Here is a 14613-nt window from a genome sequence, read left to right on the forward strand (position 1 = left end):
GGCTTCGCCAAGGAGATCACCATGCAGCCCAACATGCCGCCAGTTACCCCAATCACCGAATCGCAACAGGGCCGCAATCCTCAGGGCGACCATAATTCTGATCTGCAGATGACTGCTCCCGGCCAGATGCGCGTCATCAAGCGCAACGGCAAGCTGGTCAGCTATACCGATGACAAGATCAAAGTCGCCATCACCAAGGCGTTTCTCGCTGTCGAAGGCGGACAGGCCGCCGCCTCCAGCCGTATTCACCAGACTGTGAATCAACTGGCTGAAACCATCACCACCACCTTCAAACGTCGTATGCCTTCCGGCGGTACGCTGCATATAGAAGAGATCCAGGATCAGGTCGAACTGGCCCTGATGCGCTCGGGCGAGCAGAAGGTCGCCCGCGCCTATGTACTCTACCGTGAAGAGCACTCGCGCCAGCGCCAGGCCCGTCAGCCGGTCGAAGCGCACCCCACGCTGAACATCACCCTGCCCGACGGCAGCCGCCAGCCACTGGATCTGGGCCGCCTGCACACCATCATCGACGAGGCCTGCGAAGGCCTGGCCGAAGTGGATGCCAAGTTGATCGAACGCGAAACCCTTAAGAACCTGTACGACGGTGTCACCCAACAGGATGTGAACACCGCCCTGGTAATGACCGCCCGCACCCTGGTCGAGCGCGAGCCGAATTACAGCCACGTCACCGCTCGGCTGCTGCTGGACAACCTGCGCGCCGAAGCTTTGAGCTTTCTCAAGGTCGCTGAAAGCGCGACCCACGGCGATATGGCCGAACTGTATGCCCGCACCCTGCCCGCCTACATCGATTTTGGCGTCGAGCACGAGCTGCTGGATCCGCGCCTGAAGGAATTTGATCTGGACGCACTGGGTAAGGCGCTGGATCACAGCCGCGACAAGCAGTTCTCCTATCTCGGCCTGCAGACTCTGTACGACCGTTACTTCATCCATAGTGACGGCGTGCGCTTCGAGCTGCCACAGATTTTCTTCATGCGCGTCGCCATGGGCCTGGCCATAGAAGAAGCCGATCGCAATGCCCGCGCGGTGGAGTTCTACAAGCTGCTGTCGTCCTTCGACTATATGGCCTCCACGCCCACGCTGTTCAACGCCGGCACCCTGCGTCCGCAGCTGTCGAGCTGCTATCTGACCACCGTGCCAGATGAGTTGTCCGGCATCTATCACGCGATCCACGACAACGCAATGCTGAGCAAATTCGCCGGCGGTCTGGGCAACGACTGGACGCCCGTGCGTGCGTTGGGGGCCTACATCAAGGGCACCAACGGCAAGAGCCAGGGCGTTGTGCCCTTCCTCAAGGTGGTGAACGATACAGCCGTGGCCGTGAACCAGGGCGGCAAGCGCAAGGGCGCCGTCTGCGCTTACCTGGAAACCTGGCACCTGGACATCGAGGAATTCCTCGAGCTGCGCAAGAACACCGGTGACGACCGCCGCCGCACCCACGACATGAACACCGCCAACTGGATTCCGGATTTGTTCATGAAGCGCGTGTTCGACGACGGCATGTGGACACTGTTCTCCCCCTCCGATACGCCCGACCTGCACGATCTGACCGGCAAGGCCTTCGAGGAGCGTTACGAGTACTACGAAGCGCTGATCGAGTACGGCAAGCTCAAGCTGCACAAAACCATCAAGGCCCGCGACCTGTGGCGCAAGATGCTCAGCATGCTGTTCGAAACCGGCCACCCGTGGCTCACCTTCAAGGACGCCTGCAACCTACGCAGCCCGCAGCAGCACGCTGGCGTTGTCCACAGCTCCAACCTGTGCACCGAGATTACCCTCAACACCTCGGCCGACGAGATCGCCGTATGCAACCTCGGCTCGATCAACCTGCCGCAGCATATCGTCGACGGCAAACTGGACACTGCCAAGCTCGCTGCTACGGTCAAGACCGCCGTGCGCATGCTGGATAACGTGATCGACATCAACTACTACTCGGTGCCCCAGGCGCGCAATTCGAACCTCAAGCACCGCCCGGTCGGCCTGGGCATCATGGGCTTTCAGGATGCGCTCTACCTGCAGCACATCGCCTACGGCTCCGACGCTGCGGTCGAGTTCGCCGACAACTCCATGGAAGCGGTCAGCTACTACGCCATCCAGGCCTCCTGCGATCTGGCCGAAGAGCGCGGCAGCTACTCCAGCTTCGACGGCTCGCTGTGGAACCAGGGCATTCTGCCGCTGGACTCGCTGGACATCCTTACCGAGCAGCGTGGCGCCAAGTACATCGAAGTCGACCGCAGCCAGACCCTGGACTGGGAACCCCTGCGCCAGCGCGCGAAAAAAGGCATCCGCAACTCCAACATCATGGCCATCGCACCGACCGCGACCATCGCCAACATCACCGGCGTATCCCAGTCGATCGAACCGACCTACCAGAACTTGTATGTGAAATCGAACCTCTCCGGCGAGTTCACCGTGATCAATCCCTACCTAGTACGCGACCTCAAGGCCCGCAACCTGTGGGATCCGGTCATGGTCAACGATCTGAAGTTCTACGACGGCTCGGTCCAGCAGATCGAACGCATCCCGGCGGACCTCAAAGCCCTGTACGCCACCGCGTTCGAAGTGGAAACCAAGTGGATAGTCGAAGCCGCCAGCCGTCGCCAGAAGTGGATCGACCAGGCCCAATCCCTCAACCTGTACATCGCCGGCGCCTCGGGCAAGGCACTGGACGTGACCTACCGCATGGCCTGGTACCGCGGCCTGAAAACCACCTACTACCTCCGCGCCCTGGCTGCGACCAGCACCGAGAAATCGACAGTGGAAACCGGCAAGCTCAACGCCGTATCGTCGGGCGGCAACGGCGTATCAGCCGCCCCTGCAGGCCCCGCACCCGTGCCGAAAGCCTGCGCGATTGACGAGCCTGATTGCGAGGCATGCCAATAAAAAGCGACAAGCTGCAAGCTGCAAGCGACAAGCAGCTCGGAGTTTGCGCCCCCGGGTAGCAGGAACACTCACTACCCCTGGCGTCATTCCCGCGAACGCGGGAACCCATTTTGACCTTCGGGGTTCGGCATGAGGCACAGCGCTTACAGCCACCCCCGAATGGATCCCCGCGTTCGCGAGGATGACGGGGAGAGACCGAGGATGACCGCGCGAGAGCTCGCGCCACCCAAATTAACCAACTTGCAGCTTGCCGCTTGAAGCTTGCAGCTGCGACTGAAAGGAGCCAACCATGCTCAGCTGGGACGAACTAGACACACCCGAAACCTCCGCAGCCCCGCATCTGGGAATGTCGAGTTCCACCTCGACAAAAGCGGACCACGCCGAACCCGCAGTCGAAACCGCGGAGAGCACCCCAGCCAACGTCGCCGACGCCCGCCAGGTCAGCGATGACGACTCAGCCGCCATCGCCCGCGCCAAGGCGGCACTGGATGCCCTCGATGTGCAGGAAGGCCTCGACGAACTGGAAGGCTCGGCCGCCCGGGTCAGCGTCGACACCAAGCGCATGATCAACTGCCGCGCCGACCTCAACCAGCTCGTGCCCTTCAAGTACGACTGGGCCTGGCAGAAGTACCTCGATGGCTGCTCAAACCACTGGATGCCGCAGGAGGTCAACATGACCGCCGACATCGCCCTGTGGAAAAATCCTGAAGGCCTCACCGACGACGAGCGCCGTATCGTCAAGCGCAACCTGGGCTTCTTCTCCACCGCCGATTCGCTGGTCGCCAACAACCTGGTGCTAGCCGTCTACCGCCTGATCACCAATCCCGAGTGCCGCCAGTACATCCTGCGCCAGGCCTTCGAAGAGGCAATCCACACCCACGCCTACCAGTACTGCATCGAGTCCCTGGGCATGGATGAAGGCGAGATCTTCAACATGTACCACGAGATTCCAAGCGTGGCGAAAAAGGCCGCCTGGGGCCTCAAGTACACCCGTTCGATCTCCGACCCGACCTTCAACACCGGCACCGTCGAGACCGACAAGGAACTGCTGCGTAACCTGATCGCCTACTACTGCGTGCTTGAAGGTGTGTTCTTCTACTGCGGCTTTACCCAGATCCTGTCCATGGGTCGCCGTAACAAGATGACCGGCGTTGCCGAGCAGTTCCAGTACATCCTGCGCGACGAGTCCATGCACCTGAACTTCGGCATCGACGTGATCAATCAGATCAAGATCGAGAACCCGCACCTGTGGGATGCCAGCATGAAGGACGAAGCCACGCAGATGATTCTGCAGGGCACCCAGCTGGAAATAGAATACGCCCGGGACACCATGCCCCGCGGCGTGCTCGGCATGAACGCAGCGATGATGGAGGACTACCTCAAGTTCATCGCCAACCGCCGCCTGACCCAGATCGGTCTCAAGGAAGAGTACCCGGGCACCGTTAACCCCTTCCCGTGGATGAGCGAGATCATGGACCTGAAGAAAGAGAAGAATTTCTTCGAAACGCGGGTCATCGAGTACCAGACCGGTGGCGCGTTGAGCTGGGATTGATCGTCTGCGTTTTCGACTGAGGTGATGATGCACCGCGCGATGGAGCCGGTGCCATCACTTGCGCCCGAAAAATCTGTATCGCGCTCTACAGCCTAATTTAGAGCCCTATTCAGCACTTTTCCGAATCAAGAAAATGGGCAGTCTGCCGATAGATAAAGGCACGAAAATTCAACTGCGTTGAGGTATCCATGTTCGGATCACGTGTTCGCGATGCACTTCAAGTAAGCAAACAGCAACTGGCCATTCAAAATCAGATCCTGGACGCCATTGCTCATACCATGGCAATGATCGAGTTCTCTCCAAGGGGGGAAATCCTCAACGCAAACCCCCTATTTCTTAAAGTTGTCGGGTATGACCTCGAAGAAGTCCTGGGCAAACAACACAGTGTGTTCTGTACCCCCGAACTAGCGCGCAGCAACGAATATCAGCGTTTCTGGCAGCGACTGGCCAAGGGTGACAGTTTCAGTGACAGATTCATGCGGTTGGCCAAGGGCGAACGTCCAATCTGGCTTGAGGCAAGCTATATCCCGGTCATGGACCAGCAAGGCAATGTGACCAAGGTCATCAAACTCGCAACGGACATCACCCGGGCGATGAAGGCTGAGCAAGAACATAAGAGCCTGCTCAACGCCATCAACCGTTCAATGGCGGTAATCGAATTCACTCTGGACGGCCATATCGTCAGCGCCAACGACAACTTTCTGCAAAGCATGGGCTACCGGCTGGAAGATGTAAAAGGCAAACACCACCGGATCTTCTGCGATGCAGAAACGGCTGCCAGCAACCAATACCAGCAAGCCTGGCAGCGCTTGAACAAAGGTGAGTACCTTTCAGATCGATTCAAACGCATAAACCGCAGCGGCCAGACAATCTGGCTGCGCGCGACCTACAACCCCCTGTATGACTCCAATGGCAAACTCTACGGTGTAGTGAAGTTTGCCAGTGACATCACCAACCAGGTCGAAAGACGACATGCAGAGTCTTCTGCAGCCAAGCTGGCGTTCGACATTGCTGCGGAAACAGACGAGAGTGCCCGCGAGGGTACTGAAACTGTTCAGGCAACAGTTGAGGTCGTGCGATCAATTGCGTCGGAGTTGGAACAGGTTTCAGAGCACATCAATGCCCTCGGTAACCAGTCGGAACGGATCAACAGCATAGTTCAGGTGATTCGTGGCATAGCCGAGCAGACCAACCTCTTGGCCCTTAACGCCGCCATCGAAGCCGCACGAGCCGGCGAACAAGGCCGCGGATTTGCCGTAGTAGCAGACGAAGTACGCAACCTGGCAGCCCGAACCAGCCAGGCCACCCTCGAAATCAACGACGTGGTCCTGAAAAACATGGAGCTGGCGCAGCAGGCAGTGAGCGGTATGGGTGAAAGCAAAACCAAGTCAGAACAGGGTGTCCAACTGGCCAACCAGGCAGGTGCAGTCATGCTGAAGATTCGTGACGAGGCGCAGCGTGTAGTTGATGCTATTGGCCAATTTTCCAATGCTATTGAGGAATGACCGGCAAAGACACAGAAAATCTTGAGTGGGCGCAGTAATATCGCGCCCCAGGGCCTATCTTTTCACACAAACAAACAGCGCATTCCCCGACATTCCATCCCAGGGCTTGATTGTCCCGTAGTCATGCTCGAGCACGTGCACCTCGAAGTAAGGCTGCAACAGCGCAGTCAGCTCATCGAAAGTCACAGCCACCATGGGATGCTGATCCCGCCAGATCTGGGTCACATTGGCTGCCGTTCTTTCAATACGCAGTTTCAGCGACTGCTGCTCACCCTCCCCCGAATAGTGCCACCCGGAACTGAAGTTGAAATGGCCCTCTCCATTCAGAACCGAATGCGACATATAGGAGTCATTGTCGATCCTGTATTTGTCGACCGCGTTGAAGCAGAACAGCCCACCGCTGACCAACGCGCCATGCACACTGGCAATGCACGCCTTGAGCCGCTCGATTTCGGCGCTGTAGTGTATGGAATACAGAAAACAGGTAATCAGATCAACCGGCTGCTCGACCGCAAACTGACACATATCCTGCAGAGAGAACTGCGCCTCGGGACAGCGAATCAGCGCCCGGTCCAGCATGGGCTGGTTGATGTCGAGCCCACTGCTCTGATACCCCGCATCCAGTAGATGCCGCACATGCGGCCCCGTCCCGCAGGCCAGATCCAGATGCCGCTTTCCGCCATTGCCCAGCAGCTGCTGCAATCGATGAATACATTGGCTTTGCGCGAGGTAGTCGATATCCGCACACATCAGATCGTAGTAACCCGAGAGGTCGGTATAAATGGCGTTGCTGGGCATGATGGTCTGATGCTGACGTGGTCGCCGAAATTGGCGCGCGCATCATATAACGGCTCAGGAGCAGGCGCCCACCCTTAATCGCCTCACCTGCACAGCCTCGGCCTTTGGCGCCTAACGGTTCGTTTCAAGACTGATTCTGAGTCCGCTTACAGGCACTTCCGGCTGCCCGGGGCTGGGCAGTCCGTCCATGAAATTGACCTGCATGCTCACTCCAAGCGGGCCCGCATCAAAACGGGAGACATACTTGAAGTGAGATGTACCGACCGATAGGTCGTCGGGCAGATTGATCCTCTGCTGTCCGATGAATCGGCCCTCGAGAGTTAACCGGTCTACCTCTATGTGGCGGCCAGACATGGCATAAATGAGGTAGGTGCTGTCACCTGTACAAAACACCTGATCGATAGGCAGACGGGCCGAAAAACGCCAGTCGGGGCTGGCAGACTGCAGATGGCCAAATTTTTCGCCTTCTCCCATAGTTATTCCCGCCTCACATCCTGCAACCCGTTTTGCCATATCCGCGTGGCTGACGGGGCGAATAATTGACGTCGGCTCCACGCGCAACCTCGCCTCCGGATACAGCTCATCCGGAACAGCCATACGCCCGAGCGGCGTGAGCACCCTGCGGAAAAAGTCCGCCGCGTTCTGGCCCTGCCAGCCGCTGGGTGTATCTGCAGACCAGTAAGATGTGCTCCGCTGCCAGAGCTCACGCCGCGCCATGAGTCGACCGCTTTTGTCATGCAGGGCCCACACCACTCTGACCGGCCAGCGCGAGCTCGCGGGATTGGGCTGCACCAGCTCCCGGATCACGTACTGCGACCTGTGCGTCTCCCGGGGAAATGAAATCACTCTGCCAGCGCCCAAGGGTGTGTAGGTCCTGTCCTGATAGTGAATTCGCGCATAGGGCACCTTGCTCAGCGAGGCCAGCCCCATCACCGGATGCCCCTCCTGCGTACTGTTCTCCACGATCAGCGTCACCTCGCGTGCCTCGGCGGTGTCATATACCACTGCCTCAGGCGGCGTGGGACGCTGCAGGTACCACAACAAAGGAGCCATCACCAACAGCAGCGATACCATGGATAAAAACCAGCGCTCGCGCACATTCGAAAGCCTGAACACCTGCCAGCAGTAATGCAGTGCCACCAATGCCGGCCCGATGAAGATGGCCTTCAGCGCCAGATTGCGAAAATCAATTGCCATCAGCGCCAACGGCGATATGGCTACCAAGCCGAACGTCAGCAGAATGACAACAATCATCCTCAAACGCGATTCGGCTCCATTCGGCGGAAACATCGTCGCCATTATCAAACCGACCGTTCCAAGCCAGGCCAGCAGCACAAGCAAAACACTCCACCACAAGCTGCTCACCAGAAAAACCAGACTGAGTCCGGCCAACAGCGTGGCAGGCAGGACGCCAGCACAGATATAGACGAGCGCTCTTGTCACCTTGAGCAATGCACCGCTCAGCTCCATGCCCACACCCCGTGCAGCAAGTATCTGTGCAAAGGCATAGCCGTCATCAACACAGCCCCAACCAACGGCCCAGTTTGGAATTCGGATGACGGCTAACCATCCAGGGCAGCCAGACCATGGCCGCGAGAACTGCTGCGCCCGCCAATACAGTCAGGGCCGGATGCATGCTGAAGCTGTGACCCAATCCGGCAAAAACCACGGTCATGGGCAGCATGCCGATCAAGGTTGCGACGGCAAAACGCCAAGCGTGAATCGATGTTACTCCTGCGGCGTAACTGATCAGCGCAAATGAGAACACCGGTATCAGCCGGGTAACCACAATGGTGAGGGTTAGAAAGCGCTGTGAGCCGTCGCGGTTCAATACGGGGTTATTCGGGAAGCGGCGGCAGATCGCCTCCCGCCCGAGCAGACGTGCAATCCAGAACGCCGCCATCGCGCCAATCAGCGCACCTGTGGCGGCGATAGCCGTGCCTTCAACTACGCCAAAGGCCAGACCCGCGGTGGCGCTGACCGGTAGCGTCGGAATAGGCCCGACGATCACGGCAATAATCATCAACAGCATGAGTAAGAGTGGGCCGACTCCGGCCTGACTGGTCAGCCAGTCAGACAGTGCCTGCGGAGACAGGCTGGCCGGCATGCCGAGTATCTGCAGCAGCCACCAGGCACCCAGCAGGCCCGCCAGCACTGCTCCCACCACCGCTATTCTGAGCGCCATCACCCCCCCTCTTGCCGAAGACTTTCCTTGAAACACCTGGGATCCATTATGGGCCAAAGGCTGCGTTATTCTGAATTGATACGGGGCTGTCGCCCCTACCCAACCAGACCGAGGCACAGTATGACTGCACAGCATGTTACCGCCAGAGCCACCGCAGCGCTGCAGAACCTGTTTATCGGCGACGCTCTGGCCATGCCGGTACACTGGTTCTACCGAGTCAGTGATATTGACAAGGCCTTTCCCGAGGGCATCAGACACTTCCATCCGGCGCCGGAGGTCCACCCCTCCTCCATCATGTCATTACACTCGACCAGTGGCGGTGGCCGCAAGAACGCCAGCAGTAGCAACAAGGCCAACGTAGTGGGCGACGTAATACTCAAGGGCAAAGCCCAATACTGGGACCGCCCCAATATTCACTACCACCAGGGCATGCGCGCCGGGGACAACACGCTCAACGCCCATTGCGCACTTGCGCTGATGAACGTCATGCACGCGGCAAACGGGCACTATGATCGAGATGCTTTTCTTCAGGCCTACATACAGCTGCTGACAGCGGACGAGCCAGCGCATCCGGACACCTATGCCGAGTCCTATCACCGCGGATTCTTTGCCAAACTCGCCAGCGGGTTGCCACCGGAAAAGTGCGCCGCTATCACCCATGACACGCCCTCGGTTGGCGGGCTGGTCACCATCGCGCCGCTGGTCATTGGAGAGCGCTTGCGTGGTACATCACTGGCAGATACTCGCAAACTGTGCCGCGAGCACCTGGCGCTTACACACCCGGACGCCTCCCTGGCAGAGGTGTGCGACGCTTTTGTTAACCTGATTGATGGATTGCTGTTTCGCGATACTGATACTTCGGTGGAAGACTTACTGCTCAACGCAACCCGAAGCCTGCCGCGCCGCGATCTGGTCAAGCTGGTAGAAGGCAACAAACCGGATAGGGAAGTGGTTGGTCGGGTGCTGTCGCCCGCCTGCTATATAAGCGATGCATGGCCGGCGGTGTTGTACTTCGCTCTCAAACACCAGCTAGATCCTTTAAAGGCCCTGCAAGCCAACACAGAGGTCGGTGGTGATAACGTGCACCGCGGTGCTGTGTTGGGCGTATTGCTGGGCCTGATTCACGGCGAGGCCACAGGGGGTCTGTTTGACCAGCTCACCAGGCAAAACGATATCAATCAAGCGATTGATCGACTCGTTGGCGCTGATACAACCAGCGCTCGATGACCGGAGCCTCTAGTCTTTATCGAGCCGAATGGTAGAGCTCATCGAGAAGTTGGTTTCATTAATCTTGTCGACCTTCTTGCACAGCCGACGACGATGTAGAAAGGAAATACCCTGATGGGTTTGCCAGGAGGTGGGCGTCAGGGTCCCTCCCGACTCGTTGCTTTCGATTTTGAAGCTTCGCTTGGCGCTGACGGGTTTGGGCTCCGGGCCATACAGAGCTATAAGCTCGATGGTAAGCCGCTCCAGCAGAATATTTCCTACCGGGCGATACCCCTGCATGGGAATATCAGCCCGCCGCGCCAAACGCCGAACCACATCGTTGAAGGTCCCGATATGCATGAACTCGCCTGATAGCAGCGGGCCCTGGCGGGTATTCTCGCGGATGTCCTCGGGTGTTACTGATACCCTCTGCTTGTCGCCCTCTTCGTTCTCGCGCTCCTCTGTAGGATCGCGTTCAAAGTCCGTGACATCCATCATCACCGTGCCATGGGATGTCTCCAGAGTGGCAATAATGTATTCCACATAAATTGCCTCCTGGCTCATATTGCTGATGATGCACAGGGCGTCCAGATCCCGCTTCCTGCCCCGATTGATGATCACCCTGGGCGTGCGCTGGCGGCGAAATCCGAAATACAGCAACTGGGCGTAAACCACCCAGACAAGCAAAGTGGCTATGCTCATGCCAGCGTTAAATAGCGCCTGGTTTTCCTGAATCCACTCAATCATGGCCTTAACGATATCTCCTTTGAAACAAGTGCTGGGCGGTGCGTTGTCATCGACTTGTGACAATAAAAAAGCGATTTTGATTCACAGGATATTTCAGCGCCTCTCAAGAACACCCGTCGGAAAACCGGATACACTCACATCACTGTCATAAACAAGAACAAGAGAACCCCATGACCAAGTCCCTTGCCGATCCTCTAAGCCTCCCATGCGGCGCCATCATCCCCAATCGCCTATCTAAAGCCGCCATGACCGAAGGCCTGGCCACGCCCGACGGCCTGCCGACCCCGGAACTCGAACGCCTCTACGGCCTGTGGAGCGATGGCGGCGCGGGCATGTTGCTATCCGGCAATATCCAGATTGACCGCGACCACCTGGAACGCCCCGGCAACGTAGTCATAGACTGTGAACCCGATGCAGCCATGCACGCCGCGCTGAGTAGCTGGGCCAAGGCCGCTACACGCAACGGCAACCATTTCTGGGCGCAGATCAGCCATGCAGGCCGCCAGACCATGAAGATGGTCAACCCACACCCAAAGGCGCCATCGCCAGTCAAACTGGGCCTACCAGGAGGCCAGTTCGGTGAGCCGGTAGCCCTGGAAAAAGACGAAATAAACGAGATTGTCCGCCGCTTTGCCCAGTGCGCCGCAGCGGTGCAGGCAGCCGGCTTTACCGGAGTGCAGATCCACGCCGCTCACGGCTACCTGCTGTCGCAGTTCCTCAGCCCCCGCAGCAACCAGCGCAAAGACGAATACGGTGGCTCTCTGGAGAACCGCGCCCGCGTGCTGATGGACAGTGTCGCGGCCGTGCGTGCAGCAGTTGGTCCCGAGTTCCCGATCTCGGTGAAACTCAACAGCGCCGACTTCCAGAAAGGCGGATTCGACTTCGAAGACAGTCTGCAGGTAGTCGAATGGCTGGAGCAGGCCAGCGTCGATCTCATCGAAATATCCGGCGGTACCTATGAACAACCCAAGCTGCTCGGCGTCGAAGGTATTGAAGCGGAAGAGCCACAAACCGTGGCCCAATCCACTCAAGAGCGCGAAGCCTATTTTGTGGACTTCGCCCTGGCCATGCGCGCCAAGGTGTCGGTGCCCTTGATGGTCACAGGCGGTTTCCGTCAGAAAAAGGCCATGCAGCAGGCCCTGGATAGCGGCGCTGCTGACCTCATCGGCCTGGGCCGCCCCATGTGTGTGATGACTGACGCGCCTGCGCAACTGCTAGCCGGGCTCGAAGAATTGCCCCGCTATGAAAAACAGCTAGCCCTGTTCCCCAGCTGGCTGGCGTTTCTGGGCAAACTCAACGCCCTGAAAGCCATGGCTACATTTGCGGTGCAATACTGGTACTACGCCCAGATCGACCGCCTGGGGCGCAATGGCAAGGCCGATCCGGCGCTATCCGTATTGCAGGCAAGCAAGGACGTCACAGCCCTGCAAAAACAACTTATCAAAGGTCGCAGCCGGTAATCCACCCGGCATACATCAATCAGAGGGAGTTCCCGGTATGCAGACAATCAAACTGGGCGGAGCAAAGGTTCCGCGTATTGGCCAGGGCACCTGGCATATGGGCGAGGATGCCGGCCAACGGCAGGCTGAAGTCAGGGCCCTGCGCGCGGGGCTGGATCTGGGCATGACGCTGATCGACACTGCAGAAATGTATGCCGAGGGCGGTGCTGAAGAAATTGTCGGCGAAGCCATGCGTGGCCGGCGAGACGAGGTCTATCTGGTCAGCAAGGTCTACCCACATAACGCCAGTACCAGAGGCGTGCAGGCGGCATGCGAGCGCAGCCTTCAACGTCTGGATACCGACACCATTGATCTGTACCTGCTGCACTGGCGCGGTGATTATCCACTGAGCGAAACAGTGGACGCCTTTGAACGCCTGCGCGCACAGGGCAAGATCCTCCGCTGGGGTGTTTCCAACTTTGATGTTGCTGACCTGCAAGAACTTGCCAACTCTGCTTGCGCAACCAATCAGGTGCTCTACAACCCAGAAGCCCGCGGCATTGAGTACGACCTGCTGGACTGGCAGGCAAAGCAGCAAATGCCGCTTATGGCTTACTGCCCCATCGGGCAAGGCGGAGTGCTTTTGCATGACGCTGTGCTACAGCGCATAGCCGACAAGCATGGCGCCACAACTGCCCAGGTAGCACTCGCCTGGGTCATGCGCCACCCCGGCGTGATCGCCATTCCCAAAGCGGTCAACCTGGATCACCTCAGACAGAACGCCGGGGCTGACAGCCTGCACCTCGACGAAGACGATCTGTCCCAGATCGATGCCGCTTACCCGCCGCCGGCAAGCAAGCAGCCGCTGGAAATGGTGTGACGTCGGGGACATGCTTTTTGGATAACTGCTAACCTATGCGGCTGCCAAGTGTCCGATAACAAGCGAGTCACGATGTCCCAGAATAGCAACCGCCCGAACATGGTCATTACCGTGCTTTGCGGCACCCTTACGTCCCTGGTCGTTATCGGGTTTGCCCGCCTGGCCTACGGCATCATTCTGCCAGCCATGCGTGCAGACCTCGGATTGTCTTACCAGCAGGCGGGTATTCTCAGCACAGTGACTGCCCTGTGCTACGTTTGCTCCGTGCTGGCCGGGGGCCTTGCGGCTGCCCGCTGGGGCGCCAAAGCTTCCATCATGTTTGGCATGCTCACGGTGACCGCAGGTTTCGTGGGCCTCGCCATTGCTGCCAACTTCTGGCTGGTGATGCTTCTGATGGGCCTACTGGGCTTTGGTACTGCCTTCGCATTTGCACCTATGGTCGCCCTTCTGGCCACCTGGTTCCCGGAGAAACGCGGTCTGGTGATTGGCTGCATGACCAGCGGTGTAGGTATCAGCATCCTGGTGTCCGGCATGCTGGTGCCCTTTTTGTTCAAGGTATTCGGTGAGTATGGCTGGCGGGTCAGCTGGGGTGTTTTTGCCGCAACCGCACTCTTTGTAACCGTCATGATCGGCCTGTTCGTGCGCAACCCACCCAAAGCGAGATCCACGGCCGCCGGGCATCTGCCGACAGACGAAAAATGGCGGATCTACCGCAACCCCCGGATACTCATAGTAGCCGCCACCTACGGCATCATTGGCCTTGGCTACATCGTTCAGGCGGTATTTATAGTCAGTTTCATGGTCGAATCAGGCCATAGCGAAGCAATCGCTGGTCGCTATATGGCTATGACAGGGCTGATGTCCATCGCCGCCGGCCCCCTGTGGGGCTGGGTGTCTGACTTCTGGGGCCGGGGCAACGCACTGGCGACGTGCATCTTTCTGGTAATCGTGGCCATGGGGCTACCGCTCATCGAGCAGACCCAGCACTACTTCTTTTTTCATTTTCTGGTAATGGGTGCATCGGTCAACGGCTTGTTTACGCTGATTCAAACCAGCGCGACCGATCAGGTGGCACCGCGCTATATCCCCATCGCCTTCAGTTTTTCGACCTTATTCTTTGCCTTCGGCCAATTCCTCGGGCCCGCCATCGCCGGTTGGTTGATCGAAAACACCGGAGGCTTCACCGCCGCCTTCGGTTTTACCCTCGCTGTGTTGTCAGTGGGCTTTGGACTGACACTACTGATCCGCCGCTTTCCCAAGGAGTGGGCGGTCGGGGAGCCGGCAGCTGTTTCGTCCTCGGATAAACCTTACACAGCAGGCTGAATCTCGGCAGAGTGTTGCCAATGGTGTCCGCGGATCGTCGGTTTTGCAGTGGGCATGGCATAGTGTCTCCTGATCCG

The 14613-nt window shown here is 58.5% G+C and carries 11 protein-coding genes; 7 read left to right on the forward strand and 4 right to left on the reverse strand.

Features of this window, described 5'->3' with window-relative positions:
• Nucleotides 1-33 precede the first annotated feature (33 nt).
• The 3 genes from FZF01_RS06085 to FZF01_RS06095 all read left to right on the forward strand — a co-directional run bounded on the left by FZF01_RS06085 (nucleotide 34) and on the right by FZF01_RS06095 (nucleotide 5958).
• A complete protein-coding gene (locus FZF01_RS06085; RefSeq protein WP_150277488.1) occupies nucleotides 34-2901 on the forward strand; it encodes a ribonucleoside-diphosphate reductase subunit alpha in 2868 nt (955 codons plus the stop codon).
• 289 nt (nucleotides 2902-3190) lie between these two features.
• Nucleotides 3191-4453 carry a ribonucleotide-diphosphate reductase subunit beta gene (locus tag FZF01_RS06090; protein WP_150277256.1) on the forward strand — a complete coding sequence of 421 codons (1263 nt, stop codon included), beginning with the start codon at nucleotides 3191-3193 and terminating at the stop codon, nucleotides 4451-4453.
• A 188-nt stretch (nucleotides 4454-4641) separates the two neighbouring features.
• Entirely contained in the window at nucleotides 4642-5958 is a 1317-nt protein-coding gene (locus tag FZF01_RS06095; RefSeq protein WP_150277257.1) for a methyl-accepting chemotaxis protein, read from the forward strand.
• A gap of 54 nt (nucleotides 5959-6012) precedes the next feature.
• On the opposite strand, the gene FZF01_RS06100 is transcribed toward FZF01_RS06095, so the two are convergent.
• The 3 genes from FZF01_RS06100 to FZF01_RS06110 form a co-directional block, all read right to left on the reverse strand.
• Nucleotides 6013-6756: a class I SAM-dependent DNA methyltransferase gene (locus FZF01_RS06100; RefSeq protein ID WP_150277258.1), complete on the reverse strand. Its 744-nt coding sequence runs from the start codon at nucleotides 6754-6756 to the stop codon at nucleotides 6013-6015.
• 111 nt (nucleotides 6757-6867) lie between these two features.
• Complete coding sequence (locus tag FZF01_RS06105) at nucleotides 6868-8091, reverse strand: hypothetical protein (RefSeq protein WP_150277259.1); 1224 nt, start codon at nucleotides 8089-8091, stop codon at nucleotides 6868-6870.
• Nucleotides 8092-8272: 181 nt separating this feature from the next.
• Nucleotides 8273-8941 (reverse strand): TVP38/TMEM64 family protein, encoded by a 669-nt coding sequence (locus tag FZF01_RS06110; RefSeq protein WP_150277260.1) that lies wholly within the window; start codon nucleotides 8939-8941, stop codon nucleotides 8273-8275.
• A gap of 120 nt (nucleotides 8942-9061) precedes the next feature.
• On the opposite strand from FZF01_RS06110, the gene FZF01_RS06115 reads away from it, so the two are divergent.
• Nucleotides 9062-10168: an ADP-ribosylglycohydrolase family protein gene (locus FZF01_RS06115; protein ID WP_150277261.1), complete on the forward strand. Its 1107-nt coding sequence runs from the start codon at nucleotides 9062-9064 to the stop codon at nucleotides 10166-10168.
• Between the two features lie 9 nt (nucleotides 10169-10177).
• Here FZF01_RS06115 and FZF01_RS06120 read toward each other — a convergent pair whose 3' ends face one another.
• Nucleotides 10178-10894: a hypothetical protein gene (locus FZF01_RS06120; protein ID WP_150277262.1), complete on the reverse strand. Its 717-nt coding sequence runs from the start codon at nucleotides 10892-10894 to the stop codon at nucleotides 10178-10180.
• Between the two features lie 170 nt (nucleotides 10895-11064).
• Here FZF01_RS06120 and FZF01_RS06125 point away from each other — a divergent pair, with 170 nt between their 5' ends.
• The 3 genes from FZF01_RS06125 to FZF01_RS06135 all read left to right on the forward strand — a co-directional run bounded on the left by FZF01_RS06125 (nucleotide 11065) and on the right by FZF01_RS06135 (nucleotide 14536).
• The gene (locus tag FZF01_RS06125) at nucleotides 11065-12354 is read left to right on the forward strand and encodes an NADH:flavin oxidoreductase/NADH oxidase family protein (RefSeq protein WP_150277263.1); all 1290 of its coding nucleotides are present in this window, start codon (nucleotides 11065-11067) and stop codon (nucleotides 12352-12354) included.
• A gap of 37 nt (nucleotides 12355-12391) precedes the next feature.
• Nucleotides 12392-13213, forward strand: coding sequence for an aldo/keto reductase (locus FZF01_RS06130; protein ID WP_150277264.1), 822 nt, complete (start codon nucleotides 12392-12394; stop codon nucleotides 13211-13213).
• Between the two features lie 72 nt (nucleotides 13214-13285).
• Nucleotides 13286-14536, forward strand: a complete 1251-nt coding sequence (locus tag FZF01_RS06135; RefSeq protein ID WP_150277265.1) for an MFS transporter — start codon at nucleotides 13286-13288, stop codon at nucleotides 14534-14536.
• The last annotated feature ends 77 nt before the right edge of the window (nucleotides 14537-14613 follow it).

The organism is Halopseudomonas salina, assembly GCF_008641105.1.

Bases quoted from the DNA above. Each gene is read 5' to 3' on its own strand.
- FZF01_RS06090 (WP_150277256.1), top strand. From the start codon at position 3,191: ATGCTCAGCTGGGACGAACTAGACACACCCGAAACCTCCGCAGCCCCG.
- FZF01_RS06115 (WP_150277261.1), top strand. From the start codon at position 9,062: ATGACTGCACAGCATGTTACCGCCAGAGCCACCGCAGCGCTGCAGAAC.
- FZF01_RS06095 (WP_150277257.1), top strand. From the start codon at position 4,642: ATGTTCGGATCACGTGTTCGCGATGCACTTCAAGTAAGCAAACAGCAA.
- FZF01_RS06085 (WP_150277488.1), top strand. From the start codon at position 34: ATGCCGCCAGTTACCCCAATCACCGAATCGCAACAGGGCCGCAATCCT.
- FZF01_RS06135 (WP_150277265.1), top strand. From the start codon at position 13,286: ATGTCCCAGAATAGCAACCGCCCGAACATGGTCATTACCGTGCTTTGC.
- FZF01_RS06130 (WP_150277264.1), top strand. From the start codon at position 12,392: ATGCAGACAATCAAACTGGGCGGAGCAAAGGTTCCGCGTATTGGCCAG.
- FZF01_RS06120 (WP_150277262.1), bottom strand. From the start codon at position 10,894: ATGATTGAGTGGATTCAGGAAAACCAGGCGCTATTTAACGCTGGCATG.
- FZF01_RS06125 (WP_150277263.1), top strand. From the start codon at position 11,065: ATGACCAAGTCCCTTGCCGATCCTCTAAGCCTCCCATGCGGCGCCATC.
- FZF01_RS06100 (WP_150277258.1), bottom strand. From the start codon at position 6,756: ATGCCCAGCAACGCCATTTATACCGACCTCTCGGGTTACTACGATCTG.
- FZF01_RS06110 (WP_150277260.1), bottom strand. From the start codon at position 8,941: ATGGCGCTCAGAATAGCGGTGGTGGGAGCAGTGCTGGCGGGCCTGCTG.